General features: G+C 71.1%; 26 protein-coding genes. 9 read left to right on the top strand and 17 right to left on the bottom strand.

All coding sequences use genetic code 11. The annotated features are described in order from the left end of the window. Window positions 1-364: 364 nt before the first annotated feature. Window positions 365-1,723 (bottom strand): CoA transferase, encoded by a 1,359-nt coding sequence (locus MKK60_RS19780; RefSeq protein ID WP_243988283.1) that lies wholly within the window; start codon window positions 1,721-1,723, stop codon window positions 365-367. 87 nt (window positions 1,724-1,810) lie between these two features. Here MKK60_RS19780 and MKK60_RS19775 point away from each other — a divergent pair, with 87 nt between their 5' ends. From MKK60_RS19775 to MKK60_RS19765, 3 genes are read left to right on the top strand one after another with little or no spacing between them, the layout of a single operon-like run. After that, a complete protein-coding gene (locus tag MKK60_RS19775; RefSeq protein ID WP_243988282.1) occupies window positions 1,811-3,433 on the top strand; it encodes an ABC transporter ATP-binding protein in 1,623 nt (540 codons plus the stop codon). A 4-nt stretch (window positions 3,434-3,437) separates the two neighbouring features. Further along, a complete protein-coding gene (locus tag MKK60_RS19770; protein WP_243988281.1) occupies window positions 3,438-4,655 on the top strand; it encodes a phosphopentomutase in 1,218 nt (405 codons plus the stop codon). Between the two features lie 11 nt (window positions 4,656-4,666). After that, complete coding sequence (locus tag MKK60_RS19765; protein WP_147842954.1) at window positions 4,667-4,855, top strand: DUF1192 domain-containing protein; 189 nt, start codon at window positions 4,667-4,669, stop codon at window positions 4,853-4,855. Window positions 4,856-4,865: 10 nt separating this feature from the next. Here MKK60_RS19765 and MKK60_RS19760 read toward each other — a convergent pair whose 3' ends face one another. From MKK60_RS19760 to MKK60_RS19745, 4 genes are all read right to left on the bottom strand, one after another. Next, window positions 4,866-5,585 carry a cytochrome c biogenesis CcdA family protein gene (locus MKK60_RS19760; protein ID WP_243988280.1) on the bottom strand — a complete coding sequence of 240 codons (720 nt, stop codon included), beginning with the start codon at window positions 5,583-5,585 and terminating at the stop codon, window positions 4,866-4,868. Between the two features lie 10 nt (window positions 5,586-5,595). After that, window positions 5,596-5,985 carry a thioredoxin family protein gene (locus MKK60_RS19755; RefSeq protein WP_147727472.1) on the bottom strand — a complete coding sequence of 130 codons (390 nt, stop codon included), beginning with the start codon at window positions 5,983-5,985 and terminating at the stop codon, window positions 5,596-5,598. A 61-nt stretch (window positions 5,986-6,046) separates the two neighbouring features. After that, window positions 6,047-6,865, bottom strand: coding sequence for a quinoprotein dehydrogenase-associated SoxYZ-like carrier (locus tag MKK60_RS19750; protein WP_243949606.1), 819 nt, complete (start codon window positions 6,863-6,865; stop codon window positions 6,047-6,049). 146 nt (window positions 6,866-7,011) lie between these two features. After that, the gene (locus MKK60_RS19745; protein WP_243935412.1) at window positions 7,012-7,314 is read right to left on the bottom strand and encodes a hypothetical protein; all 303 of its coding nucleotides are present in this window, start codon (window positions 7,312-7,314) and stop codon (window positions 7,012-7,014) included. A gap of 248 nt (window positions 7,315-7,562) precedes the next feature. On the opposite strand from MKK60_RS19745, the gene MKK60_RS19740 reads away from it, so the two are divergent. From MKK60_RS19740 to MKK60_RS19720, 5 genes are all read left to right on the top strand, one after another. Further along, window positions 7,563-8,189 carry a TetR/AcrR family transcriptional regulator gene (locus MKK60_RS19740; protein WP_147727475.1) on the top strand — a complete coding sequence of 209 codons (627 nt, stop codon included), beginning with the start codon at window positions 7,563-7,565 and terminating at the stop codon, window positions 8,187-8,189. Between the two features lie 83 nt (window positions 8,190-8,272). Then, the gene (locus MKK60_RS19735; RefSeq protein WP_243988279.1) at window positions 8,273-8,743 is read left to right on the top strand and encodes a DUF2852 domain-containing protein; all 471 of its coding nucleotides are present in this window, start codon (window positions 8,273-8,275) and stop codon (window positions 8,741-8,743) included. A 125-nt stretch (window positions 8,744-8,868) separates the two neighbouring features. Continuing rightward, complete coding sequence (gene upp / locus MKK60_RS19730; protein ID WP_147727477.1) at window positions 8,869-9,504, top strand: uracil phosphoribosyltransferase; 636 nt, start codon at window positions 8,869-8,871, stop codon at window positions 9,502-9,504. A gap of 81 nt (window positions 9,505-9,585) precedes the next feature. Next, window positions 9,586-10,596, top strand: coding sequence for an NAD(P)H-quinone oxidoreductase (locus MKK60_RS19725; protein ID WP_243988278.1), 1,011 nt, complete (start codon window positions 9,586-9,588; stop codon window positions 10,594-10,596). Window positions 10,597-10,718: 122 nt separating this feature from the next. Beyond that, window positions 10,719-11,024, top strand: a complete 306-nt coding sequence (locus MKK60_RS19720; protein ID WP_243935416.1) for a hypothetical protein — start codon at window positions 10,719-10,721, stop codon at window positions 11,022-11,024. A 25-nt stretch (window positions 11,025-11,049) separates the two neighbouring features. Here MKK60_RS19720 and MKK60_RS19715 read toward each other — a convergent pair whose 3' ends face one another. The 8 genes from MKK60_RS19715 to MKK60_RS19680 form a co-directional block, all read right to left on the bottom strand. Beyond that, window positions 11,050-11,931 (bottom strand): 3-hydroxybutyryl-CoA dehydrogenase, encoded by an 882-nt coding sequence (locus tag MKK60_RS19715; RefSeq protein ID WP_243988277.1) that lies wholly within the window; start codon window positions 11,929-11,931, stop codon window positions 11,050-11,052. A 213-nt stretch (window positions 11,932-12,144) separates the two neighbouring features. Next, the gene (locus MKK60_RS19710; RefSeq protein WP_147858070.1) at window positions 12,145-13,098 is read right to left on the bottom strand and encodes an electron transfer flavoprotein subunit alpha/FixB family protein; all 954 of its coding nucleotides are present in this window, start codon (window positions 13,096-13,098) and stop codon (window positions 12,145-12,147) included. Between the two features lie 66 nt (window positions 13,099-13,164). Then, complete coding sequence (locus MKK60_RS19705; protein ID WP_243988276.1) at window positions 13,165-13,914, bottom strand: electron transfer flavoprotein subunit beta/FixA family protein; 750 nt, start codon at window positions 13,912-13,914, stop codon at window positions 13,165-13,167. A 210-nt stretch (window positions 13,915-14,124) separates the two neighbouring features. Next, window positions 14,125-14,697 (bottom strand): cob(I)yrinic acid a,c-diamide adenosyltransferase, encoded by a 573-nt coding sequence (locus tag MKK60_RS19700; protein WP_147728509.1) that lies wholly within the window; start codon window positions 14,695-14,697, stop codon window positions 14,125-14,127. A 47-nt stretch (window positions 14,698-14,744) separates the two neighbouring features. Further along, a complete protein-coding gene (locus MKK60_RS19695) occupies window positions 14,745-15,377 on the bottom strand; it encodes an acyloxyacyl hydrolase (RefSeq protein WP_147728508.1) in 633 nt (210 codons plus the stop codon). A gap of 131 nt (window positions 15,378-15,508) precedes the next feature. Continuing rightward, a complete protein-coding gene (locus MKK60_RS19690) occupies window positions 15,509-15,694 on the bottom strand; it encodes a twin transmembrane helix small protein (protein ID WP_147728507.1) in 186 nt (61 codons plus the stop codon). A 92-nt stretch (window positions 15,695-15,786) separates the two neighbouring features. Then, entirely contained in the window at window positions 15,787-18,405 is a 2,619-nt protein-coding gene (locus MKK60_RS19685; protein WP_243988275.1) for a TIGR02302 family protein, read from the bottom strand. A gap of 109 nt (window positions 18,406-18,514) precedes the next feature. Beyond that, a complete protein-coding gene (locus MKK60_RS19680; RefSeq protein WP_243988274.1) occupies window positions 18,515-19,723 on the bottom strand; it encodes a polyhydroxyalkanoate depolymerase in 1,209 nt (402 codons plus the stop codon). Between the two features lie 224 nt (window positions 19,724-19,947). Between MKK60_RS19680 and MKK60_RS19675 the strand changes: the two genes are divergently transcribed. Beyond that, a complete protein-coding gene (locus MKK60_RS19675; RefSeq protein ID WP_243988273.1) occupies window positions 19,948-21,174 on the top strand; it encodes a TetR/AcrR family transcriptional regulator in 1,227 nt (408 codons plus the stop codon). A gap of 25 nt (window positions 21,175-21,199) precedes the next feature. Here the strand turns inward: MKK60_RS19675 and MKK60_RS19670 are convergent, their stop codons facing one another. The 4 genes from MKK60_RS19670 to MKK60_RS19655 all read right to left on the bottom strand — a co-directional run bounded on the left by MKK60_RS19670 (window position 21,200) and on the right by MKK60_RS19655 (window position 26,614). Beyond that, on the bottom strand, window positions 21,200-22,351 hold the full coding sequence (locus MKK60_RS19670; protein ID WP_243988272.1) for an acyl-CoA dehydrogenase family protein: 1,152 nt from the start codon (window positions 22,349-22,351) through the stop codon (window positions 21,200-21,202). 170 nt (window positions 22,352-22,521) lie between these two features. Then, a complete protein-coding gene (locus tag MKK60_RS19665) occupies window positions 22,522-23,718 on the bottom strand; it encodes an acyl-CoA dehydrogenase family protein (protein ID WP_147726369.1) in 1,197 nt (398 codons plus the stop codon). 26 nt (window positions 23,719-23,744) lie between these two features. After that, window positions 23,745-24,929, bottom strand: a complete 1,185-nt coding sequence (locus MKK60_RS19660) for an acetyl-CoA C-acyltransferase (RefSeq protein WP_243988271.1) — start codon at window positions 24,927-24,929, stop codon at window positions 23,745-23,747. After that, window positions 24,926-26,614, bottom strand: a complete 1,689-nt coding sequence (locus MKK60_RS19655) for an AMP-binding protein (protein WP_409567428.1) — start codon at window positions 26,612-26,614, stop codon at window positions 24,926-24,928. Before MKK60_RS19655 ends, MKK60_RS19660 begins: the two co-directional genes overlap by 4 nt. Window positions 26,615-26,651 lie beyond the last annotated feature (37 nt).

Genomic DNA, 26,651 nt, shown 5'->3' with positions numbered 1-26,651 from the left:
CCCCCCGACGCCGACGTATCTAGGCCGTGCCCGGTCGCCGCAACTTGGTTGCCCAAGTCGGGCAGGCACGACGTGGGTGCGGGGGGAGGTGGGCCACGGCTGAGACGAGGGTCGGGAGAGGCGAGCGACAGTGCCGGATGCGGCGCTCCCCTCTCCCGACCCGCTGCTCGGGCCACCCTCCCCCGCAGAGGGGGGAGGGAAGCGTGCTGAACGAGGGGCTATCTGCAAACACCTCACGCCACGAATGGGAACGGTCATGCCTCGCGATCGTGCCCCTTGCGGTCGCGGGCGCCGTGCGCTGCAAGACCGATCCATCCCACATGCACCGTTCTAGCGCCCTGCAACCGGCGATCAATCCGCCGCATCACGTCCAGGCGGGGCGGTCGGTCCCGAGGCGGCGCGCGGGGAGGGACCATCGGACCGGCGCGCCGGCGGCCGCCAGGGGCGGGCGCAGGCGATGGGCCGGGCCCCACGGCATCGCCTCGACGCCGGCATCGAAGTCGTCGTCGGTTTCCGGCGCGAACGCCTCCATCGAGCCCGTCCGCTCGGCGTCGAGGAGCAGCCGTGCCGTCCGGGCCAGCGAAAGGCGCGCCGCGCCGGCACGCCCGTCGCGCAAACGTCGCTCAAGGAGGCGGATCGCGGCGGCGGCCAGAAGGTAGCCGGTGGCGTGGTCGAGGGCCTGGACGGGCAGAGGCACCGGCCGGTCGGCGTTCCGCCACGCCTGCCCGGCCTCGGCGATGCCGCAGCTCATCTGCACCAGGCTGTCGAAGCCGCGGCGTCCGGCCCAGGGGCCGGTCCAGCCGTAGGCGTCGAGGCTAACGTCGATCAGCCCGGGCGAGAGGGCACGCCGTGCCGCGGCGCCGTAGCCGAGGCGGTCGAGCGCTTCGGGCCGGTAGCCGTGCACGAGGATGTCGGCGCCGGTGAGCAGCGCCTCGAACCGGTTGCGGTCGACCTCGCGGCGAAGGTCGAGCCGGGCGCATCGCTTGCCCAGCGTCACGTCCGCCTCGACGCCGGGCTCGTTCCAGCCCAGCGGGTCGATCCGCAGGACCTCGGCGCCGAAGCCGGCCAGGAACCGGGTCGCCACCGGCCCGGCGAGCACCCGCGTCAGATCGAGGACGCGCAGGCCCGCGAGCGGCCGCGCGGGTTCGGGCTTCCAATCGGAGCGGGCGGCCGCGCCGGGATCGAAGGCGACGAGCGGCTCGGCCGCGACCGCCGCCCCCTGCGGATGCGCGGCCCAGGCCTCAACCGAGCGCATCTCGGCCGTGCAGCCGCCCTCCGCCACGATCGCCGCCTCCAGATCGGATTTGTCCCAGCCGGCGACGGCGGCCGCCATGCCCGCGCGGTCGGCTTGCGCGCCGAGCACGCGCTCGGCCGCCGCGCGGTGATGCGGCGCATTGGTGTGGAGCCGGATCCAGCCGTCGCGGGTGCGGTAGTCGCCCGCCACCGGGTCCCACAGGTCCGGCAACGTCCATCCGATCGGGCGGAGCGAGGTGCGGAACCACAGCGAGGCGAGGCGGCGGTCGACCAAGACGGCCGGCGTCGCGCCGACGGTGCCGACGAGGTCGGCGATCGCCAGCCCCGCCGCGGCAACGGAGCCGGCGGCGAGGTCGGTGACCGGAAAGGCCGAAGGCAGGGTCCCCGTCCCGGTGATCGTCAACGCCTCGGTGCCCGGCGCGCTGCCCAGCGCCGCACGGATCGTCGCCGCGAAGGTCTCTGCCGACATGCCGCCCCCTGTTGGCCCCCGGGTGGTTCGCCGTCGGGCCGCCGCCGCGCTATAGAGACCGCACCTGCCCCGGAACGAACGCGATTGATGCCCGAGCCGCTGCTTTCCGTCGAGGATCTCTCGGTCGCCTTCCGATCGCGCGAAGGCGAGAGCCGCGCCGTCAATGGCGTGTCGTTCACGATCCTGCCGGGCGAGACCGTGGCGCTGGTCGGCGAGTCGGGATCGGGCAAGTCGGTCACCGCGCTCTCGATCCTGCGGCTCCTCGACGGCGCCGCCCACCATCCGGGCGGGCGGATCGTGTTCAAGGGGCGCGACCTGCTCGCCCTGCCGGAGCGCGCGATGCGCAAGGTCCGCGGCGCCGACATCACCATGGTGTTCCAGGAGCCGATGACCTCGCTGAACCCGCTCCACACCATCGAGCGGCAGATCGGCGAGGTTCTGGGATTGCACCGCGGCCTGTCCGGCAAGGCGGCGCGGGCGCGCATCCTCGAATTGCTGGAGCTGGTCGGCCTGCGCGATGCCGCGCGCCGCATGGGCGCCTATCCGCACGAATTGTCCGGCGGCCAGCGCCAGCGGGTGATGATCGCGATGGCGCTCGCCTGCGAGCCGGATCTGCTCGTCGCCGACGAGCCGACCACGGCGCTCGACGTGACGGTGCAGGCGCAGATCCTCTCGCTGCTGGCCGACCTGCAGAAGCGGCTCGGCATGGCGATGCTGTTCATCACCCACGACCTCGGCATCGTCGAGCGCATCGCCGCGCGGGTCTGCGTGATGCTGAACGGTCGGATCGTCGAGGCCGGCCCGGTCGCCGCGGTGTTCGCCGACCCGCAGCACGCGTACACGCAGCGCCTGATCGCCTCCGAGCCGAAGGGCCGGGGCAACCCGGTCGCGGCGGATGCCGAGGCGCTGGTCGAGGCCGGCCCGCTGAAGGTGTGGTTTCCGCTGAAGGAGGGCTGGCTCCGGCGCACCGCCGGCTACGTCAAGGCGGTCGACGGCGTCGCCCTGCGGGTCCGTGCCGGCGAGACCGTCGGCGTCGTCGGCGAATCCGGCTCGGGCAAGACCACGTTGGGCCTCGCGCTGCTGCGGCTGACGGCGTCGGAGGGGCCGATCGTCTTCCTCGGCCGCGACATCGAGACCTACGGCGTCGCGGCGATGCGGCCCCTGCGCAAGGACATGCAGGTGGTCTTCCAGGACCCCTACGGCTCGCTCTCGCCGCGGATGTCGGTGGCTGACATCGTCGCCGAGGGGCTGGTGGTGCAGGGCGTGCCGAAGCGCGAGCATCGCGCCATCGTCGCGCAGGCGCTGACCGATGTCGGGCTCGATCCGGCGGCGATGGACCGCTACCCGCACGAGTTCTCCGGCGGCCAGCGCCAGCGCATCGCCATCGCCCGGGCGATGGTGCTCGACCCCCGCTTCGTCGTCCTCGACGAGCCGACCTCCGCGCTCGACCGCTCGGTGCAGTCGCAGATCGTGACCTTGCTGCGCGACCTGCAGCGCACCCGCGGCCTCGCCTACCTCTTCATCAGCCACGACCTCAAGGTGGTGCGCGCGCTCGCGAACTACGTGCTGGTGATGCAGAACGGCGTGGTGGTGGAAGAGGGACCGGCCGATGAGATCTTCTCCCGGCCGAAGACCGCGTACACCCGCACCCTGTTCTCGGCGGCCTTCGCGCTGAAGAGCGACACGGTCGCCGACGTCGAGCCGGTCTAGGACGATGGCGCGGGCACTGCTCATCGTCCTCGATTCCGTCGGCATCGGCGGCGCCCCGGACGCCGAACGCTACGGCGACGCCGGCTCCGACACGGTCGGCCACATCGCCGAGGCCTGCGCCGCGGGGCGGGGCGACCGTACCGGCCTACGTTCCGGCCCGTTGCGCCTGCCGCATCTGGCCGCCCTCGGCCTCGGCCTCGCCTGCGAGGCCGCGACGGGTCGGATGCCGCCGGGGCTCGCGCCGCCCGGCGCGCTCGCGGGCGCCTGGGGCCACGCCGTCGAGACCGCGGCCGGCAAGGACACGCCGTCCGGGCATTGGGAGATCGCCGGCCTCGCCATGCGCGAACCGTGGGGATACTTCCCGGATACGCGGCCGGCCTTTCCCGAGGCGCTGACGCGCGACCTGATCCGGCTGGGGGACCTGCCGGGCATCCTCGGCGACCGCCACGCCTCCGGCATCGCGATCATCGATGCGCTCGGCGCCGAGCACGTCCGGACCGGCAGGCCGATCTGCTACACGTCCGCCGACAGCGTCTTCCAGATCGCGGCCCACGAGGACGCCTTCGGCCTGGAGCGCCTCTACGACCTGTGCCGGATCGCGCGCGAGCTCTGCGACGCCTACCGGATCGGCCGGGTGATCGCCCGGCCCTTCGCCGGGACGGCCGAGGCAGGCTTTCGCCGGACGAGCCACCGCCGCGACTTCTCCGTCGCGCCGCCGGCCGACACCCTGCTCGATCGCCTCCAGGCCGCGGGCCGCGACGTGGTCAGCGTCGGCAAGATCGGCGACATCTTCGCCCACCGGGCCACCGGCCGCGAGATCAAGCCGGGCGCCAACATGGCGTGCCTCGACGCCGCGCTCGATGCGCTCGGAAGCCTCGCCGATGGCGGGCTGGTCTTCGCCAACCTCGTCGACTTCGACAGCGAGCACGGCCACCGCCGCGACGTGCCGGGCTACGCCGCCGAGCTGGAAGGGTTCGACGCCCGCGTTCCCGACATCCTGGCGACGCTTCGCCCGGGCGACCTCTGCCTCGTCACCGCCGACCACGGCAACGACCCGACCTGGCACGGCACCGAGCACACCCGCGAGCAGGTGCCGGTCCTGGCCTTCGGCCCGGGGATCGCGCCGGGCTCGCTCGGGCGGCGCGCGACGTTCTCCGACATCGGCGCCACCGTCGCCCGCCATCTCGGCCTGCCGCCCGGCGCCGGGACGCCGGCCTTGTGAGGAGTTGTGCGATGCGGGACGACGACGAGCGGGTAAAGCGCCCGGTGCACCACGAGATCGGGCAGGGGCTCGACACCCTGTCGGTGGACGAGATCGATCACCGGATCGCGCTGCTGCAGGACGAGATCCGGCGGCTCGAGGCGGCCCGGACGGCCAAGCAGGCGGCGCTCGGCGCCGCGGACGCGTTCTTCAAGCGTTGAGGCGGCGCGTTCAGTAGCGCGTCGTCAGCGCGTTCAGCCAATCCGGCGAGGCGTCGACCAGCACCGCCTCGATCCGCTTGTCGGCGCCGAGCACGATCACCAGCCCGGTGGCGACGAGGATGAGCCCGAGCGCCGCCTTCATTCCCTTGCCGGCCCGCATCAACCGGTCGCGCCAGCGCATTAGGACGGATCGCGAGAGGGCGCCGAGGATCAGGAGCGGCAGGGCCGCGCCGAGGCCGAAGACCAGCATCGTCAGGCCCACCGCCCCGAGGTCGCGTCCCTGCGCGGCCAGGATCGAGGCGGCGCCGAGCGTCGGGCCGACGCAGGGGCTCCAGACGGCGCCAAGCAGCAGCCCGACGCCGAACTGGCCCCACAGGCCGGTGGCGGAGAACCCGCCGAAGCGCGCCTCGGTCCAGTTCGCGACCGGCCCGGCGGCGACCGCGAGGCGCGTCTGCGCCGACGGCACCAGCAGGACGATCCCGACGAGGATCAGCAGGATCGCGGCGACGCGGCGGAACACGTCGCCGTCGAGCCCGAGACCGAAGCCGATCGTGGCGACGAACAGGCCGATCGCCACGAACGACAGGGCCAGCCCGCCCGCCAGCGCCGCCGGCCCGTAGCGATGCTCGGACGCCGCCGCCCCGAGCACCAGCGGCAGCAGCGGCAGCACGCAGGGCGAGAGCGTCGAGAGCAGTCCGGCGAGCAGCGCGAGGCCGAGGCTGACGAGCATCGCGTTCGGCCTAGAGGGTCTTCTCGACCAGCCCCTCGATCCATTCGGGCTGCGTCTCGCCGACCGAGCGGCCGGTCTCGACGGCGCCCTTGTAGGCGATCAGCGTGCTCTGCATGCGGACGTCGAGCTTGCGCAGCAGGTCCTTCTGGCTGTCGAAGTCGATGTCGAAGATCTGCAGGTCCTTGAAGCGCGGGTCGGCGCTGAGCTTGGCCAGGATCGGCTTCTGCGTCTTGCAGATCGGGCACCACGGCGCGCTGACCTCGACGAGGATCGGCTTGCCGGCCTTCTGCGCGGCGTCGAACGCCTCCTGCGAATAGGGCTTCATCTCCCCGGCCTGCGCCTGGGCGAAGGCCAGCGGCGCGAGGGCGAGGAGGGCGATGAGCGTACGGCGGCGTGTCATGAGCGTCGGATCCCCGGTTGGCGAAAGCCCGGCCCGCTCGGGCCGGGCGCGTCGTCGTCGATCAGTTGCTGACGGCCGGCACCGGGAAGGTGTGGTCGAACGTGCCGCCCTGGCTGTCGGTGGCCGCGACCGTGATCGGCGCGCTGCCCTCGGGGCGCATCTCGAAGCCGATCACCGGGTTCGACGAGATCGAGATGTCGCCTTCCAGCGTGAAGACGTTGCGCGCGCCCTGGCTGACGCTGATCCGGTCGAGGTAGCGGGCGGGCGTGTACTCGCGCGAAACTTGGTTCATCTGCATGCCGGAAAAGTTCGGGTGGCGGATCATCAGCGTCGCCGGCATCGCCTTGTCGGCGGTGAGGTCGGAGAACTTCATCCGCATGTCGCCCATGCCCTTCATCGCGTCCGCGTCGGTCATCCCCATCGGCGCCGAGCAGCCGCCCGATGCCTTCACGAAGATCTCGGACGCGACGAGGCGCCCGTCCTTGGTCTCGGCCACGGCGTGGACGTTGGAATAGGTGTTGACCCGCACCCGCATCTTCAGCTGCGCCGGGTCGCCGGCCGGCCCGAAGTCGACATGGGCGGCGAGCGGTGCCGGGTTGTCGTCGATGATGAGGTACAGCCCCTTCACCTGGTCCTTGTCGGCGACGGTGAGCGTCACCGGGACCAGGGCGGCGTCCTCGGCGCGCACCGGCATGTCGATCGACACAAGCTTGCCGGGCTCGACCTTTCGGTCGCCGAACACCTGCTTCTGCAGCTCCTGCCAGCGTGCCGCGCGCTCGGCGTCGCCGTCGCCGGCCGCCGCGAAGGCGACGCCGGCCGAGGCCAGCACGGGCAACGCGACGGCGAGGCCGACGACGGTCTTTCGGATGATGTGGCGCATGGCGTTTCCTCGTAATCTCTTCGTTCGTTGCATCGGTGCTCTTGATGGCACCGCCGTCACGATAGACTTATAGAGGAGATTGCCGAATTTTTTCGGTCAAAACATAGTGCGCCGCGCGTCGTGCCGAGCTGCCGGCAGGGTTGCGCCTAAGATGCGTTCGGCTTGCGGAGCACCCGCTCGTCCGCGACGAGCCGCTCGAGCTCGGCCTCGCCGACCGCATCCATCGGCGCGCGGATGCGGATCGCCCGCGTCGGCTCGCCGGCGCGCATCACCAGCACCACGGTCTCGATGTCCGGGCAACCGGGGTCGGCACAGGCGATCTCGTTGACGGTGATCGCATCCTCCGGGCCGAGCCCGAGGGCATCCGAGCATGCGACCTTCAGAAGCTTGGCGCGCTGAGCCTGCTCGGCCGAGCGCGCCCGCCACGCCTTCAGGCTGACGAAGGCCATGCTCGCGATTCTCCGTTCCGCGCCGAGGGGGCCGCACGGCATCCCGAGCCCTGCCGATCACCGGATGAAACACTGTTGCATCGGGCGTGGCTGTCAAGCCTCATGCCTGCGAGCATCGTCGACTGGTAGACGCAACGATGTCGGGGAAAGCCGGATTTCTGGTAAGCTCGCACGATCGCCGAAACAAACGCGACGCTCGCTCGTAAACGTCGCGCGCCCGCGTCCGGGGTGCAGGTGAGGAGTACCCGGTGCGACCCTGGCGAGACGGACCCGCTGATCGACGTGGCTACCACCACGGCAACCTGAAGGAGGCGCTGATCGAGGCCGCGCGCCGCTTCATCGCCGAGCGCGGCATCGGCGGCTTCACCCTGGTCGACGCCGCCCGCCTCGTCGGCGTCACCCCGGCCGCGCTCTACCGGCATTTCCGCGGCCGCGAGGCGTTGCTCGAGGAACTCGCCGGGCGCGGCTTCGCGGATCTGGCCGAGCGGCTGGCGCGCGCGCTCACCGCCCGCGGCACCCCGCTGGAGCGCTTCACCCGGATGGGGGAGGCCTACCTCGCCTTCGCGGAGGAGGAGCCGGGCTACTACGCGGCGATCTTCGAGACCCGCGGCGTCCACGCCCCGAACGAGGCCGGGCCGCGCCCGAGCCCGTTCGACCTCCTGGTCGAGGCGTTGCAGGCGACCTTCCCCGACGGGTTCGGCGGCGTCGCCCCGCGCTTCATCGCGCTGGAGGTCTGGGCGCTCTCGCACGGGCTGGCGACCCTCGCGGCGGCGGGACACCTACCGAAGGGGCCGGGCATTCCCGACAAGTACGAGCTTCTGCGCGCCGGCGTGCTCGCCCTCGTCCACGGCGCCGGGGCGGGCAAGCCGGGGTGATGCACATCGCGCGTCGCACCCCTTGAAAGGCCTGCGGGCCGCCCGCATGTTAACGCTGTTCACATGAACAGCGGAGCCTTACCGTGAGCACTTCCACTTCCTCCCCCTGGGCGAGCGGCAAGGTCAGCCGCTGCGGCCCGTTTCCGCGCCGCTCGATCGAGATCGGCGCGATCGTAGTGAGCTTCATCTACTGGTGGCCCGTCGGCCTCGCCCTGGTGGCGTGGAAGATCGCCGGGTATCCGGCCCTCGGGGAACTGCGCGACTACGCCAAGCGCGGCGCCGCGGGCTGGGAGGGCGGCACCGCCCGAGCCTCGCGCTTCGCCCGCGCATTCGAGGCCTCGAACCGCCGCGGAACCACCGGCAACTGGGCCTTCGAGGAGTATCGCAAGGCCGAGCTCGACCGGCTCGACGCCCAGCGCCGCGCCCTGCAGGAGGAAAGCCGCGCCTTCGCCGAGTTCGTCGAGGAGCTAAAGCGCGCCAAGGATCGCGACCAGTTCGACGCCTTCATGGCCAAGCGCCGCGCCGACGGGAACGACAAGTCCTTCACCGCCTGATCCCGACGCGCGACCGACGAGATCGAGGGCCTTCCGTGCGAGCGGAAGGCCCTTTTTCGTGGGGTTCGCGTTGCGCCCGGGATCGCCGTTCGGCAAAGCGGGAGGGCACGCGTCGGGAGGACAGGATGAGCCAGGCAACGGTCACGGTGGTCGACCACCCCCTCGTCCAGCACAAGCTGACGCTCCTGCGCGACAAGAACCGCTCGACGCAGGGTTTCCGCAACCTGCTCAACGAGATCGGGATGCTGCTCGCTTATGAAGTGACGCGCGACCTGCCGCTGGAGCCGGTGACGATCGAGACGCCGATCCAGACGATGGAGGGGCGCCAGATCCAGGGCAAGAAGCTGGTCCTCGCCCCGATCCTGCGGGCTGGCGTCGGCTTCCTCGATGGGATGCTGTCGCTGCTGCCCTCGGCTCGCGTCGCGCATGTCGGGCTCTACCGCGACCCGGAGACGCTCGAGGCGGTCGAGTACTACTTCAAGGCGCCGTCGGACCTCGCCGATCGCACGGTGCTGGTGCTCGACCCGATGCTCGCCACCGCGAATTCCGCCATCGCCGCGCTGACGCGGCTGAAGGCTCGCGGCGCGCAGGACCTGCGCTTCGTCTGCCTGCTCGCCGCGCCGGAGGGCGTCGCCCGGCTTCAGGCCGCTCACCCCGACGTGCCGATCTGGACCGCGGCGATCGACAGCCATCTCAACGACCACAGCTACATCGTGCCGGGCCTGGGCGATGCCGGCGACCGGATGTACGGCACCCGCTGAGACGCGCCGGCTTTGGACCCGGGCTTGCCAACGGAGCGTCCGGCGGCAACTAGGGGCGAACCCTCGCGAGGAGACCGCCCGATGACGACGACGCTGCCCGAGACCATGCGCCAGGTCTGCTTCAACGGAGCCGGCGGCCCCGAGGTGATCAGCATCGAGACGGTGCCGCTGCCGAAGGCCGGGCCGGGACAGGTGCTGATCGAGGTGGTGTCGGCCGGCGTCAACCGTCCGGACGTGATGCAGCGCGGCGGCAAGTATCCGCCGCCGAAGGGCGCCACCGCGGTGCCGGGCCTCGAGGTCGCGGGCCGCATCGCGGCGCTCGGCGAGGGCGTGTCCGGCCTGTCCCTCGGCGACGAGGTCTGCGCGCTGGTGATCAGCGGCGGCTACGCCGAGTTCGCGGTGGCGGAGGCCGGGCATTGCCTGCCGAAGCCCGAGGTGCTGTCGCTCGTCGATGCCGGCGGCATCCCCGAGACGTTCTTCACGGTCTATTCCAACGTGGTGCAGCGCGGGCGGCTCGCCGCGGGCGAGACCTTCCTCGTCCATGGCGGATCGAGCGGCATCGGCTCAACGGCGATCCAGATCGCCAAACACCTCGGTGCCCGCGTGCTGACGACGGCCGGCTCGGCCGAGAAGTGCGCGTTCTGCGAGTCGCTCGGCGCGGACGCCGCGATCAACTACCGCGAGGCCGACTTCGCCGAGGAGGTCCAGCGGCTGACCGACGGCAAGGGCGTCGACGTCATCCTCGACATGATCGGTGCGAGCTACCTCGCCAAGAACCTCGCCTCGCTCGCGATCGAGGGTCGCCTCGTGCTGATCGCCCTGATGGGCGGCAACAAGGTCGAGGCGCTCAACATCACGCCGATCATGATCAAGCGGCTCACCTTCACCGGCGCCACGCTGCGGCCGCGTCCGAACGCCGAGAAGGCGGAAATCGCCGACGGGCTCCGCCGCGACGTGTGGCCGGAGCTCGATACCGGCCGCATCCGCCCGGTGATCCACGCGACCTTCCCCCTGGAAGAGGCGCAGAAGGCGCATGCTCTGATGGAGTCGAGCGCCCACCTCGGCAAGATCCTGCTCGTCACCGGCCGCTGAGGCCGAGCGCGGCCGTATCGGGAGGAACCCCCGGCGACGGACCGGCGTTTGCCGGGTCGAGAACGCGTGCCGCCCTTCGGCACGCGGCGACGCCCTGACGGCGTATCGGTGAGGTCCTTGGAATGGTCGAGAAGCTTCCCAATCAGAACGCGCGCCAGGGCGAGCGCGGCAAGTCGGTGCTGTGGGTGCTGGTCGGCAGCCTCGTGCTGCTCGCGGTCGCCACGATCGGCCTGCTGACGTGGAACGGAGCCAACGCGCCGAAGGACTATGCCAGCCAGAGCCAGGACGCGTCGCGCAAGGAGATCACCGGGTCGGTGACGGGCTCGAGCAACGCGCCGGCGTCGAGCAACACCGGCGCCGTTCCGGCCGGCAACCCGACCTACCCGCAGCCGGCCCAGCCGAGCGCCAACGGCAACCAGCCCAAGTAGGCGATGAAAGCGACCCGGCCCGCGCTCAGCGGGTCGGGACCGGCGTCTCGCCGCGATAATCGTAGAAGCCGCGCTTGACCTTGCGGCCGAGCCAGCCGGCCTCGACGTACTTCACCAGCAGCGGGCACGGCCGGTACTTCGAATCCGCCAGACCCTCGTAGAGCACCTGCATTACCGACAGGCAGGTATCGAGGCCGATGAAGTCGGCGAGCTGCAGCGGGCCCATCGGGTGGTTCGCGCCGAGCCGCATCGCGGTGTCGATCGATTCGACCGAGCCGACGCCCTCGTAGAGCGTGTAGATCGCCTCATTGATCATCGGCAGCAGGATGCGGTTGACGATGAAGGCCGGAAAATCCTCCGACATCGTCGAGGTCTTGCCGAGCTTTGCGATGAACGCCTTGGCCGACTCGTAGGTCGGGTCCTCCGTGGCGATGCCGCGGATCAGCTCGACGAGCTGCATCACCGGCACCGGGTTCATGAAGTGGATGCCGATGAAGCGCTCCGGCCGGTCGGTCGAGGCGGCGAGCCGGGTGATCGAGATCGAGGACGTGTTGGTGGCGATCAGCGCATCGGGCCGCAGCGACGTGCACAGCGTCGAGAAGATCTGCCGCTTGGTCGCCTCGTTCTCGGTGGCGGCCTCGATGACGAGGTCGCAGGGGCCGAGGTCGTCGTAGCTGCGGGCGGCGACGATGCGCTCGCGGACCTCGCGGCGCTGCCCCTCGTCCATCGTGCCCTTCGAGACCTGGCGAGCGAGGTTGCCGTCGATGTTGGCGAGGCCGGCGTTCAGGCGGTCGGGATCGCGGTCGTTCAGCAGAACGTCGAGGCCGGCCGCTGCGCAGACGTGAGCGATGCCGCTCCCCATCTGCCCGGCACCGATGATGCCGACCCGCTTGATATCGATGCCCATCTGTCGATCCATGCCCCCGACGCCGACGACCGAAGCGGTTGTCGAGCTGCCCTACGCCGCACGGCCCACCATCCGACGCGAAAGCTGGAAGGACTGTGCGGCGTTTCTTTTAGACCCTTCGTCGGCCCAAGTGGAACCCGTCGCGCACGCGATCGCGCGACGGGTTCGACCGGGTGACCCGATCCGACGACCTTCGGATCGCGACGAACGACTTCAGTTGCCCTTGGCCTTGCCGATCTCGGCCTGCAGTTCCGGCACGATCTGGAACAGGTCGCCGACGAGCCCGTAATCCGCCACCTGGAAGATCGGCGCGTCCTCGTCCTTGTTGATCGCGACGATGACCTTCGAATCCTTCATGCCGGCCAGGTGCTGGATCGCGCCGGAGATGCCGACGGCGACGTAGAGGTCGGGCGCGACCACCTTGCCGGTCTGGCCGACCTGCCAGTCGTTGGGGGCGTAGCCGGCATCGACCGCGGCGCGGGAGGCGCCGACGGCGGCGCCGAGCGAGTCGGCCAGCGGCTCGATCAGCTCCTTGAACTTGTCGGCCGAGCCGAGCGAGCGACCGCCGGAGACGATGCTCTTGGCCGCCGCCAGCTCCGGCCGGTCGGACTTGGCGATCTCCTCGCCCTTGAAGGTCGAGCCGCCGGCAGGGGGCGCCGCCGCCGTCACCGCCTCGACGGGGGCCGCCGCTCCGCCCTCGCCGGTGGCCTTGAAGGCGGCGGTGCGGACGGTGATCACCTTCTTGCCGGCGCCGGCCTGGACGGTCTGGATCGCGTTGCCGGCATAGATCGGGCGCTCAAACGTGTCGGGCGACACGACCGCCATGATGTCGGAGATCTGCGCGACGTCGAGCAGGGCGGCGACGCGCGGCAGGATGTTCTTGCCGGTGGTGGTCGCCGAGCACACGATCGCGTCGTAGGGCTCCGCGATCGCGACGATCAGCGCGGCGACCGGCTCGGCGAGGTCGTGGTCGTAGGCCGCGTCCTCGGCCAGCAGCACCTTGTCGACGCCGTCGAGCTTGGCCGCCGCGTCGGCGGCGGCCCGGCTGCCGGCGCCGACGACGAGGGCGTGGATGGGGGCGCCGAGCTGCTTGGCGGCGGTGAGCGCCTTCAAGGTGCCGTCCTTGATCTCGGACTGGCCGTGCTCGACGAGGAGGAGGGTGGTCATCGGTTCAAACCTCGGATCTCGGATGAGGCGCGCGCTCGACCGGATGCGGGAGCGCGCGCTGCGGGACTAGATGACGTTGGCCTCGGTCTTCAGCTTCTGCACGAGCTCCGCGGCCGAGCCGACCTTGATGCCGGCCGAGCGGCCCGGCGGCTCGGCGGTCTTGAGGACCTTTAGCTTCGGGGTGACGTCGATGCCGAGGGCGTCGGGCGCCATCTCCTCGAGCGGCTTCTTCTTCGCCTTCATGATGTTGGGCAGCGAGGCGTAGCGCGGCTCGTTGAGGCGCAGGTCGGTCGTGACGATCGCCGGGAGCTTGAGCGACACCGTCTGCAGGCCCCCGTCGACCTCGCGGGTCACGTCGAGGCTGCCCTCGCCGGCCTCGATCTTGAAGGCGAAGGTGCCCTGCGGCCAGCCGAGCAGCGCCGCGAGCATCTGGCCGGTCTGGTTCGAATCGTCGTCGATCGCCTGCTTGCCGAGGATCACCAGCTCCGGGTTCTCCTTCTCGACGATCGCCTTCAGGATCTTGGCCACTGCCAGCGGCTCGCAGACCGTGTCGGTCTTCACCAGGATCGCGCGGTCGGCGCCCATGGCGAGCGCGGTGCGAAGCGTCTCCTGGGCCTGCTGCGGGCCGATCGACACTGCCACGATCTCGGTGACCTTGCCCTTCTCCTTCAGGCGGATCGCCTCCTCGACGGCGATCTCGTCGAAGGGGTTCATCGACATCTTGACGTTGGCGAGCTCGACCCCGGAGCCGTCGGCCTTGACGCGGATCTTGACGTTGTAATCGACGACCCGCTTGACGGGCACCAGAACCTTCATGGCGGTCTACTTCCTCCGCGGCCGGATTGTTGTGATCGGCGAATTTCGGAGCGCCTTCGCAGGCGGCTCGCACAGGGCGCGGACCGTAACGGCCACATTTCCGCCTTGTCAACGCGGCGCGCGCACGCGCTTTCGAAAAGCCGCGGACGGTCGGCGAAGGGAATTCGGATCTGCGGTACGGCGGCGGGCGCGGATCGGCCCGGGCCCGCCCTAGCGGTTCTTGCCGGGCACCCAGAGCACGTCGTCGGCGCCGTCGGCGTTGGCCGCGCGGCTCGCCACGAACAGGAAGTCCGACAGGCGGTTGAGGTACTTCAGCGCCTCGGGCGAGACGATCTCGCCCTCGGTCGCCGCAAGCGCGACGGCGAGCCGCTCGGCCCGGCGGCTGACGGTGCGGGCGAGGTGGAGCGCGGCGGCGGCCGGCGAGCCGCCGGGCAGCACGAAGGACTTCAGCGGCGCGATGTTGGCGTTAAGCGCGTCGATGTCGGCTTCGAGCCGCGCCACCTGCGAGGCGACGATCCGCAGGGGCTCGTAGGCCGGCGGCGCGTCGCTCGGGGGCGTCGCAAGGTCGGCCCCGAGATCGAACAGGTCGTTCTGGATCGCGCCGAGCATCGCGTCGATGCGCGGCTCGGCGTGCTGGCGGGCGAGGCCGACGCAGGCGTTGGTCTCGTCGACGGTGCCGTAGGTCTCGACCCGCAGGTCCGCCTTCGACCGGCGCTGGCCGTCGGCCAGGGCGGTGGTGCCCTTGTCGCCGGTGCGGGTGTAGATGCGGTTGAGGGTGACCACGGGTGCGCCGACGCTTTCAGATCAGAAGATATAGCCGAGCTTGCAGATCAGAAGGTGTAGCCGAGCTTGCCGCCGAAGTTGGTCAGGCCGCGGTTCTCGCCGCACAGGCCGGCATTCGACATGTGTTCGACGGTCGCCATGATGCTCCAATGCTCGGTGATGCGGAAGCCGAGCGCCGCGGCCTCGCGGAACAGCGGCGAGCAGCCGAGCGAGTTGAAGCCGTACGGGGCGAGCGCCTTCGGGCCGGTATAGCCGTTATGCGCGGCGCCGCCGAAGAAGCCGTCGATGAAGACGCGGCGGTCGAAGGTCTCGGGGAAGAGGTCGACCGACCAGGTCGCGCCGAGATAGGCGTAGCTGGTCCGGCCGCCGGTGTTGTAGCTGCCGCCCACCGTCGGGCGCGGCACGAAGGCCTGCCAGAACGGATCGGCGCTCACCAGCGGCTTCGAGAACAGGATCTCGCCGTTGACGTTCTGCTTCTCGAAGCCCGGGAGCTTGCCCTCGGCGCTGCCGGGATCCTGCACGGCTCCGCCGATCCGGACTTCCGAGACGATGCTGAGGGGCTGCACCGGCGGCGCGTAGGCCGCGGGCCGCGGCGCGTACCCGAGATCGGCTGCCGCGACGGGCGAGGCGATCGCGAGGGCGAGAGCGCCGGCGACGAGACGATGCGAGGAGGACTTCATGCGGGGCGGATCCGGTTGAACCCGGAATTCCTAGCATGGGCCGGCCTGCCGGGGGCGCCGTTTCATCCGGCCCGCGCTCGAATGCGCCCCGGTGCGGCCCGGCGGTCACAGTCCCGGGCCGCCCCGATCCATCAGGCCGAGCGCCACCAGGCCACGCCCATGATCACCAGAATCGCCACGAACTGCAGCAGCACGCGCAGGCGCATCAGGCGCTGGGACAGGTTGGCGTCGCCCCCGCGCATCATGTTGGCGAGGCCGAGGAGGAGGATGACCGCGACCGCGAGGCAGGCGACGAGGACGACGGAGTTGCCGGACATGGACGGACGATCTCGACTGCGAGCGATTCCGCCCTTGTAGGCGCTTCGCCGGGCGAACGGCAGGGGCGATGCGACGCGGGACGCGCCTCGGCTCAGTTCCGGCGCAGCAGGCGCTCGAAGTAGTCGAGCTCCTCCTGCGAGCGAGTCGGGTCGCCGAGCTTGCGCCGCAGCTCCTCCATGATCCGGCGCGCCCGTTGCACCGCCGATTCGTCGGCGGTCGGCACGCGCACGCGGCCGTCGCTCATGTCGCGCCCGCGGGTCGGGCGGCCGAGCGGGTCGTCGTCCTTGGCACCGGCCTGTCCCTGGTGGCCGGGCTGCTCGCCGTCGGGCTTGTCGCCCTGGCCCTCGCCCTCGGCTTCGGCCGATTCCTGCATCTGCTGCTGCATGCCGTCGGCACCGCGCTTGAGCCCGTCGAGGGCGCGGCCCTGCGCGTCGACCGCGTCGCCGTCCTGGCCGTCCTTCAGCGCGTTCTCGGCCTCGCGCATCGCATCCTCGGCATCCGAAAGGCCTTCCTCGCCCTTCATGCCGTTCTCCTTCATGCGGTTCTGCAGGTCCTGCAGGCGCTGGCGCAGCGCCTGCTGGCGCTCGCCGACGCCGCCCTGCTGGCCTTGCCCGCCCTTACCTTGCTGACCCTGGCCCTGCTGCCCCTGCTCGCCTTGACCTTGCTGGCCCTGGCCCTGCTGGCCGGGGCTCTGCTGCCCCTTCTGCCCGGGCTTCTGCCCCGGCTGACCGCGGCTCGGCGGACGCTGGCCCTGCTCGCCGCCGGGCTTCTCCTGGCCTTCCTTGAAGGTCTCGTCGCGCAGGCCCTGCTGCTCGCGGGCCATCTGGTCGAGCTCTTTCATCTGCTTCTGCATCTCGCGGGCGGTCGGGTCGGACTTGCCGCCCTGCTCGGCGCTCTGCAGGTTCTCCAGGATGTTGCGCAGCTGCTCCATCAGGCGCTGCGCCTCGGCCGTGTCGCCGCGCTTCATCGCCTCGGCCATGTCTTTGAGCATCTTGTCGAGGTCGTCCGGCGTCACGCTCTTCGATGGCTGGCCCTGCTTGTCGCGCGAGCCCTGCTCGCGCGGCTGCTTGCTCTGCTTCTCGGCCAGCTGCTTCATGAACTTGTCGAGGGCCTGCTTGAGGTCCTGGGTCAGGCGCTGGATCTCGTCGTCGGGCGCGTTCTTCTCGATCGCCTCCTTGAGCCGGTCCTGCGCCTGCCGGAGCTTCTTCTCGGCGTCGGAAAGGTCGCCGTCCTCGATCTTGAGGGCCATCTCCCAAAGCAGGTCCGCGACCTCGGTGAGCGCGGCATCGTTGCCGGCCGTCCGCAGGCGCCGCGCCGCGGTCTTCAGGCCGAGGAACACCCCCGGCTGCGGCGTGAACATCTCGGGCGCGACGAGCAGTCCGTCGAGCGCCATCTGCACGCGGGCGCGGCCCTCGTCCGGCGTCACCACGAGGCGACGGCGCTCCTCGGCCAGCGCCCGCGCCAGCGGATCGCGGAAGGGGCGGGCGGGCAGCACCATCTCGATCGTCGGCGTGCGGCCCTCCTGGCCGGCCTCGTCCTTGACGAGATAGGTGAAGCGCACCTTCGCGCCCGACCATGGGTTGTCGGTCAGGTCCACGAGCGTCTTGGTGTCGGTCTCGCCGCTCGCATCGCCCGGCAGCGCCAGGGCGATGCGCGGCGGCGGCACAAGCGAGCGCGTCCCCTCCAGCGGCTCGACGATCCCCTCGGCCGAGGCGATGCCGTAATCGTCCTTGGCGCGGTAGCTCAGGTTGAAGGTGCCACGCCCGTTCACCTCCGGGCCGCCGACCGCGTGGACCTCGGGCGGGGTGTCGGGGATCGCCTCGACGATCAGGCGCTGGGTGTGCCCCGGCGCGGCGATGGTGAGCTCGGCCGTCGGCCCGACGATCTGGAATCGGTCCTCGCGCAGGTCGGGTCGCGGCTCCTTGCCGGGCACGGCCTTGAGCCCGGCATTCGGCGTCAGCACAATCTGCGCCGGGCTCTCGCCGGCGATGCGCACGATCAGCTGTGAATTCACCGGCACGCGCAGGCGCTGCTCGCCGCCAGACATCGCGACCGCGAGCGGCGGAAGCCGGGTGTAGAGCGGCGGGTCGATCCAGCCGTCGATGCGGTAGTTCGGGCCGGCCGAAACGGCTTCGCGCCAGTCGAAGGCGCTGCCGAGGCGCTCGCGCCATTCCGGGCCGGCGACGAACAGGCTCGCCACCGCCGCGACCACGAGGCCGGCGCGCAGCGCGAACGGGTCGTGGCGCGGCATGCCGGGCCGCGGCCGGCCGACGCGCAGCATCGCGACGGCGCTCGCCGCGCGCGCCTGATGCAGGGCCCAGAGCGCCCGCGTATCGGGATCGGTGGTGCCGACGGCGAGCGTGTCCTCGATCGTCGAGGCCGGGGCGTGAACCAGCGTCGCGTCGCGCGCCGCCGCCTCGCGGTCGATGCGGGCGAGCGCGGCGCGCCGGTCCGACCGGCGCAGCCGAGCGAGCGGGGCGAGCACGGTGACCAGCGCGGCACCGAAGGCGACGAGGCCGACGATGCGCCAGGTGGCGGAGAGATCGAGCCAAAGGCCGAGCCAGGAGACGGCGAGGAAGGCCAGGACGACGCCGAGGCCGCGCCACAGCACCGGCCAGGCCCGCTCCCACAGGCCGGCGGCGTTGGAGCGCGTCACCAGCCGGTCGAGCCGTGCGGCGGTGCCGGATCGCTTCGGATCGTTACTGCTCACGCCCGCAATCGCCTCGCCGCCCTCGAACCAGCACGTTCGTGCAGGCAAGCTAGCATGGTGCGCATCGTGCGCGTGCGGGTCAAATCCGCTCAGGGCGGGGCGGCTGTCCTCAGTTGTGCGACTGGATGAAGTTGCGCACCAGCGGGTAGGTCTGCCCCTCCCACTTGCGGCCCGAGAACACCCCGTAATGGCCGACGCCGGCCTGGAGGTGGTGGCTGCGCATGTGCGGGGGCAGGCCGGTACAGAGGTCGTGCGCCGCCATGGTCTGGCCGACGGCGCAGATGTCGTCGCGCTCGCCCTCGACCGTCATCAGCGCGGTCTTGCGGATCGCGCGCATGTCGATCCGGTTGCCGCGATAGGTCAGCTCGTTCTTGGCCAGGGTGTAGTCCTGGAACACCGTCTTCACGGTCTCGATGTAGAACTCCGCCGCGAGGTCGAGCACGGCGAAGTACTCGTCGTAGAACCCGGCGATCGCGTCGGCCTTCTCGACCTCGCCGTTGGCCATGTGCCAGAACAGGTCCGCATGGCCCTGGACGTGGCGCTTGGTGTTCATCGAGACGAAGGCCGAGACCTGGACGAAGCCGGGATAGACCCGGCGGCCGGCGCCCTTGTGGCGCCGCGGCACGGTGGCGATCAAGTTCTTCTCGAACCACTCGATCGGCTTCGAGGTGGCGAGCGCGTTCACCGAGGTCGGGCTGATCCGGCAATCCACCGGGCCGGCCATCAGCGTCATGCTGCGGGGCGTGGCCGCATCCTTCGATTCCGCCATCACCGCGGCGGCGGCGAGCGCCTGGACGGTCGGCTGGCAGACCGCAAGCACGTGCGCGGGGCCGCCCATCGCCCCGAGGAACTGCACGAGGTGGCCGACATAGTCGTCGAACCCGAACGCGCCGTCCGAGAGCGGCACGTCGCGGGCGTTGTGCCAGTCGGTGATGTAGACGTCGTGGTCGGGCAGCAGGGTCTTCACCGTGCTGCGCAGCAGCGTCGCGAAATGGCCCGAGAGCGGGGCCACGACCAGCACCTTCGGCTGCTCGGAATCGATGTCCTTGCGAAAGCGCAGCAGGGTGCCGAACGGCGTGACGAGGACCGGCTCCTCGACCACCGAGACCTCGCGGTTGCCGACCGTCACCGCCTCGATGCCGAAGGACGGGCGCACGAAGGTCAGTCCGGCGCGCATCATCATGCGGGCGCCGGCCGACATCCAGTTCACCGGATCGCCGAAGGCGGTCCAGGGCGAGACCGCATCGTGCAGCACGCGCCCCCAGGCCCGCGTCTGCTGGGCCAGGTCGCACTGCATCTCGAACGCGTCGTACAGCATGGGGCGGGCACTCGTGCGCGACCGGCCCGACAGGCGGGCGGTCGCGGCTTCGGGATGGGGCTGATACGCCGCTTCGTGCTGCATCATCATGCGGTCAGGATCAGACGGGCGCGCACCCACCGCAACCGTCTAAAAGTACGAAGCCGTCGGCCTGTGTCTTCGCAGTACCACGTTTGACGGCGCGGCGCTTGTCAGTTCGTGCGCCGCCATGCTCAACCGCTGAGATGATCGACGGAGGCAGGCCCGCGGCCGGGCAGACCAAACGCTATGCCCTCAAGCGCGGGGCGATCCTCGATGCGGCGGCACGGCACTTCAATGCCCGCGGCATCCGCGGCACGGCGCTCAACGACGTCGGCGGCAGCGTCGGGCTGATGCCCAACAGCATCACCTACTATTACCGCCGCAAGGAGGACCTCGCGGCCGCCTGCTACGTCAGCACGATCGCGTGGCACGAGGCGCTGCTCGCCGAGACGGCGGCGCTCGCCGACCCGGCAGAGCGCCTCTCCGCGTTCCTGGCCGCCTACTTCCGCGACCTCGCGGCGATCGAGATCGGGGCGCGGGCGCCTCAGGTCCGGCTGACCGACATGCGCGCGCTGCCCGAGCCGCAGAGCGCGGCGGTCTACGCCGCCTACAACGCCTTCTTCCGGCAGGCGCGCGCCGCGTTCTTCCCCGAGGCCGCCTTCCCGGGCCTCGACCGCGACGCGTTGCGGGCACGGACGCACCTCGTCGTCTCGGTGGTGCACACGGTCCGCGCCTGGATCGACCGCTACGAGGCGGCGGATTACCCCCGCGTCGGGGCGCGGATCGCCGATCTCCTGCTGCACGGCCTGGCCAGCCCGGAGAGCCGCTGGAGCGGCGACGCACCGGACCCGATCACGGCCCAGGGCGACCCGACCGAGCCGTTCCTGCGGGCGGCGACGGCGCTGATCAACGAGGAAGGCTATCGCGGCGCCTCGGTGGAGAAGATCTCGGCGCGGCTCAGCGTCACCAAGGGCTCGTTCTATCACCACAACGACAACAAGGACGACCTGATCGCCCAGTGCTTCGCGCGCACCTTCGCCATCCTGCGCCGGGAGCAGGAGGCGGCCGAGGCGGCCGGCGGCACCGGCTGGGCGCGGATCACCGCCTGCGCCCGCGCGCTGATGCGCCACCAGGTCTCCGAGGGCGGGCCGCTCCTGCGCTGCACCGCCGTCGGCGCCCTGCCGGACACCCTGCGCGCCGAGATCCCGCTGACCATGCGCCGCCTGTGGGAGCGCCTGGCCTTCCCGATCGGCGACGGCATCGCCGACGGCTCGATCCGCGCCGTCGACCCGTCGATCGCCGCGCAGGTCGTGAGCAGCATGATCGACGCCGCCTCCGACCTCGACCGCTGGTGCGACGTCGCCGGCGCCGATGCGGCCGAGATCTTCGTGCGCCCGCTGTTCATGGGGATCCACGCGGCTGCCGATTAGCGCGTGCCCGGGTCCTCGGATCGCGTCAGGCCGCGATCAGGCCGCCGTCGTCGGCGACGCGGCGCAGGTGGTAGGGCGTGTCGCCGAGCTGGTACTCGATCATCGCCAGGCGCTTGAAGTGGTGCGCGCCGATGTACTCCATGGTCATGCCGATGCCGCCGTGGAGCTGGACGGCCTCCTGGCCGAGGAAGCGGCACGCCTTGTTGACCTGCACCTTCACCGCCGACAGGGCGGCGGCACGCTCGGCCGCGTCACCGGCCTCGACCATCATCGCCCCGTAGATCGCCATGGAGCGCGCCTGCTCGAGGGCGATCAGCATGTCGACCGCCCGGTGCTGCAGCGCCTGGAAGCTGCCGACCGTGACGCCGAACTGCTTGCGCGTCTTGAGGTAATCGACGGTCAGCGCATGCAGCGCCGACATCGAGCCGAGGGCCTCGGCCGCCAGCGCCGCGATCCCGTGCTCGGCGACGCGCACCAGCAGCGGCAGGCCGCCCTCGGGATCGCCGAGCACGTCGCCGCCATCGACGGTCACGCCGGCGAAGGTCACCTCCGCGGCCCGGCCGCCATCCTGGGTCGGATAGGCCTCGATGGTGACGCCCGGCGCATCGGCCGGCACCACGAACAGGCCGATCCCGTGCGGGTCGCGGCGCTCGCCCGAGACCCGGGCGCTGACGACGATCAAGCCGGCGGAATCGGCGTTCAGCACGACGCTCTTCTGCCCGTCGAGCACGAAACCCGAGCCGTCCCGGCGGGCCCTGGTCGCGACATCGTGAAGGTCGTAGCGGGACTGCCGCTCGGTCTGGGAGAGGGCGAGGCGGGTCGAACCCTCCACGATCCCAGGGAGCCAGCGCGCCTTCTGGGCCGAATCGGCGCCGAGCCGGATCGCAGTGGAGCCGAGAACGCCGCTGGCGAAGAACGGCTCGACCGCGAGGTTCCGGCCGATCGCCTCCATCACGATCATCGTCTCGACGGCGCCGCCGCCGAACCCGCCATCCTCCTCGGAGAAGGGCAGGCCGCAGACGCCGAGCTCGGCGAGCTTGCCCCAGCTCGGCTCGGAGAACCCCAGAGGCTCGCGGGTCCGGGCCTGGCGCGCCTCCAGCGACGGGTAGCCGTCGGCGCAGAAGCGCTCGACGCTGTCGCGCAACAGGTTCTGCTCGCCGCTGAAATCGAAGTCCATGGTGTCATCCGTTCGAAGCCGCAAAGAGGCTTCCGAGAGAAACGCGGGTCCCCTCTCCCGTGCGGGAGAGGGCAGGGTGAGGGCTCCAGGTGTTTCCGGCGACGTCGCATCCCTCTCCCCAACCCTCTCCTGAACGGGAGAGGGCGGCGCAGTGCGTCCTGCGGGAGGTCTCACAAGCCCAAGATGCCCTTGGCAATGACGTTGTGCTGGATCTCGTTCGAGCCGCCGTAGATCGAGACCTTGCGGTTGTTGAAGTAGCTCGGCGCGGCCGCGTCGACCCAGTCGAAGCCGCCGGGCGGGTTGTTGGCGCCGGCGCCGCGCTGGGGCGCGGCGAGCGAGAACGGGCCGGCGAGCTCCACCAGCAGCTCGGTCGCCGCCTGCTGCAGCTGCGAGCCGCGGATCTTCAGGAGCGAGGAGGCCGGGTCGGGCTGCACCGAATCGGCGCGGCCCTGCTTGGCCGCGACCCGCATCTGGGTGATCTCCAGCGCCTTCAGCTCGATCTCGACCTCGGCGACCCGTCCGCGGAAATCGCCGTCGTCCCACATCGAGCCGGCGCCGGAGGGCATCTCCTTGGCGAGGCGCTTGATGCGCTGGATGCGCTCCTTGGTCAGGCCGATGCGGGCGATGCCGGTGCGCTCGTTGGCAAGCAGAAATTTCGCGTAGTCCCAGCCCCTGTTCTCCTCGCCGATCAGGTTCTCGACCGGCACGCGCACGGAATCGAAGAACACCTCGTTGACCTCGTGGCGCCCCTCCAGGGTGATGATCGGGCGCACGGTGATGCCGGGCGACGTCATGTCCATCACGAGGAAGGAAATGCCGCGCTGCTTCTTCGCCTCCATGTCGGTGCGCACGAGGCAGAAGATCCAGTCGGCATGCTGGCCCAGCGTCGTCCAGGTCTTCTGCCCGTCGACGACGTAGTGGTCGCCGTCCCGCACCGCCTTGGTCTTGAGCGAGGCGAGGTCGGAGCCGGCGCCGGGCTCGGAGAAGCCCTGGCACCACCAATCGTCGAGATTGGCCGCCCGCGCGAGGAAGCGCTGCTTCTGCTCCTGGTTGCCGAAGGTCGCGAGCACCGGGCCGAACATGTAGCAGTTGAACTGCTGCGGCAGCGGCACCGCCGCCTGCAGCAGCTCCTCGGTGTAGATGTAGCGCTGGATCGGCGTCCAATCCTGGCCGCCCCATTCCTTGGGCCAGTGCGGCACGGCCCAGCCGCGCGCGTTCAGGATGCGCTGGGACGTGACGACGTCGTCCTTGCCCAGGCCGCGGCCTTCCGAGACCTTGCGCCGGATCTCGGCCGGGATCTTCTCGCGGCAGAAGCTGCGGACCTCGTCGCGGAACGCGATCTCGTCGGCGGTGTAGCGCAGGTCCATCGGTGTCTCCTGATCGTCGCGGATCGCTAGGCGGCGATCTCGAAGAGGCCGGCGCAGCCCATGCCGCCGGCCACGCACATGGTGACGACGGCGTAGCGCGCCTTGCGCCGGCGGCCCTCGAGCAGGGCGTGGCCGACGAGGCGGGCGCCGCTCATGCCGAAGGGGTGGCCGACGCTGATCGCGCCGCCGTTGACGTTGACCCGCTCGGGATCGATCCCGAGCGTGTCGCGGCAATAGAGCGACTGGCTGGCGAAGGCCTCGTTCAGCTCCCACAGGTCGATGTCGGCGACCTTGAGCCCGTGGCGTTCCAGCAGGCGCGGCACGGCGAAGACCGGGCCGATGCCCATCTCGTCGGGGCCGCAGCCGGCCGAGGCGAACCCGCGGAAGCTGCCGAGCGGGGCCAAACCGCGCCGCGCCGCCTCCGCCCCCGACATCACCACGCAGGCGGACGCGCCGTCCGAGAGCTGGCTGGCGTTGCCGGCGGTGACGAACGCGTGCTCGCCGCGCACGGGCTTGAGCTTGGCCAAGCCTTCCAGCGTCGTGTCGGGGCGGTTGCCCTCGTCCTTGGCGAGCCGGGTCTCGACGGTGCGGGTCTCGCCCGTGGCCTTGTCGGTGACCAACATCATTGCGGAGATCGGCACGATCTCGTCGTCGAACAGGCCCCGCTCCTGCGCCGCCGCGGTGCGGCGCTGGCTTTCGAGCGCGAACGCATCCTGCGCCTCGCGCGAGATGCCGTAGCGCCCGGCGACGATGTCGGCGGTCTCGATCATCGGCATGTAGATCGCCGGCAGGTGCGCCAGCAGCCAATCGTTCCGGGTCAGCTCCTTCTGCACCTTCGGCTGCACAAGGCTGATCGATTCGAGGCCCCCGGCCACCGCCACAGGGACGCCGTCGAGGATGACGCGGCGGGCGGCGCTGGCGATCGCCTCCAGGCCCGAGGCGCAGAACCGCGACACGGTCACGCCGGCCGACCCGACCGGGATGCCGGCGACGAGGCTCGCGTGCCGCGCGACGTTGCCGCCCGTGGCGTTCTCCGGGTAGCCGCAGCCGAGGACCACCTCCTCGACCTCGCTCGGCTCGACGCGCGCGCGCTCGACCGCGGCGCGGATCGCGTGCGCGCCGAGATCGGCGCCGTCGGTGCGGTTCAGCGCGCCGCGGAACGCCTTGCCGATCGGCGTGCGGGCGGTCGAGACGATGACGGCGTCGGTCATGCGGGGTCGGCTCCGGTCTTCGCGCGCTCTTCGGCGACGAGCACGCTGGCGAGCAGCTTGCCCGCCGGGCTGCGGGGCAGGGCGTCCCGGAACTCGAGCGCCCGCGGGATCTCGTGGCGGCCGATGCGGCTGCCGAGAAAGTCGTTGAGCGCCTCGAGGCTGAAGCGCTCGGCGCCGGGCTTCAGGGTGACGAAGGCCTTGGCCGCCTGCCCGCGGTACGCGCAGGGCACGCCGATGACGATCGTCTCGGCGACGGCCGGGTGCTCGTAGATCGCGCTCTCGATCTGCACCGGATAGACGTTGTAGCCGCCGGAGATGATCATGTTCTTGCGCCGGTCGACCAGGTCGAACAGGCCGTTCTCGTCCACCCGCCCGATGTCCCCGGTGAGGAACCAGCCGTCGCGGAACGCGTCCGCGGTGGCGTCGGGTTGCTCGAAGTAGCCGACGAAGACGTTCGGCCCGCGGATCGCGATCTCGCCGGTCTCGCCCGTCGGCACCTCCACCGACGGTTCGTCGAGGGAGACGACGCGCATGTCGACGCCCTTCAGCGGAATGCCGATCACGCCGGGGCGGCGCTCCCCCGCCCGCGGCAGGCGGGTGCCCGCCGGCGCGGTCTCGGTCATGCCCCAGCCGACGGCGAGGTTCACGCCCATCAGCCGGCTGAGGCGGCTCATCACGTCGAAGGGCAGGGGCGCGCCGCCACTCATGCACGACCGCAGCGACGAGAAGTCCACCGCCTCGATGCCGGGGCGGTTCAGCAGCGCGAACCACATCGTCGGCACGCCCGGCAGCGCCGTGGCGCGGCGGACCTCGATGTCGGCGATGATCTCGTCCAGGTCGAAGCGCTGGCGCAGCAGGATCTGGGTGCCGCCGCGGATGCCGCGCAGCAGCACCGTCGTCAGCGCGTAGATGTGGAAGAGCGGCAGCACGCAGACGGTGCGGGCCGAGGCCTCGCCCTCGTCCCCGTCGTCGGTCCAGAGCCGGTACATCGAGACGGAAGCCGTCAGGTTGCCGTGGGTCAGCATCGCCGCCTTCGGCAGCCCGGTGGTGCCGCCGGTGAACTGCAGCAGCATCACGTCGGAGGGCTTGCGCTGCGGCCAGGCCGCCGGACGCGGTGCCCGGCGCAGGGCCGACAGGGTCACGACGCCCGGGCGCTCGGGGATCGGCAGCGGCTCGGACACCGTCGAGGCGCCCCATTCCGCGTCGTCGCCGACGAGCAGGGTATCGACGGCGCCCTCGTCGAAGAGCTTCAGCGCCACCGGCAGGAAGCCCGGGAGGTTGGTGGTGACGAGGACGCGCGCGCGGGTGGTGCCGAGCTTGTGCGCGAGCTCGCGCGGCGCATCGAGACCGGACAGGTGCACCACCCGCAGGCCGGCCCGAGCCGCCGCGAAGAAGGCGACCGGGTGGAACGGGGTGTTCGGCAGGTGGAGGCCGATCGTGGCGTCGGGCGTCAGCCCGCGATCGATCAGGCCGGCGGCGACCGCCTCGACGTGGTCGGCGAATTCGGGAAAGCCGATCGCGCGTCCGCGGAAATCGAAGGCCGGGCCCTTCGCCGCGGCGACGCCCGCCGCCAGCAGGTCCGGGATGGTGCCGATCTCGACCGGGCCGTCCCAGTCGCAGGCATTCGGGAAATGGCGCGCCCAGGCCTGTGCCCGCGGCTCCGCCGTCGGCTCGGTCTCCCGGATCGCCTGATGCGACACGCCAACCTCCCAGACGCGGCCT

It is taken from the genome of Methylobacterium sp. J-092, from assembly GCF_022829325.1.
In the GTDB taxonomy this organism is placed as follows: domain Bacteria; phylum Pseudomonadota; class Alphaproteobacteria; order Rhizobiales; family Beijerinckiaceae; genus Methylobacterium.
This window is presented reverse-complemented; position numbering and strand designations above follow the sequence as displayed.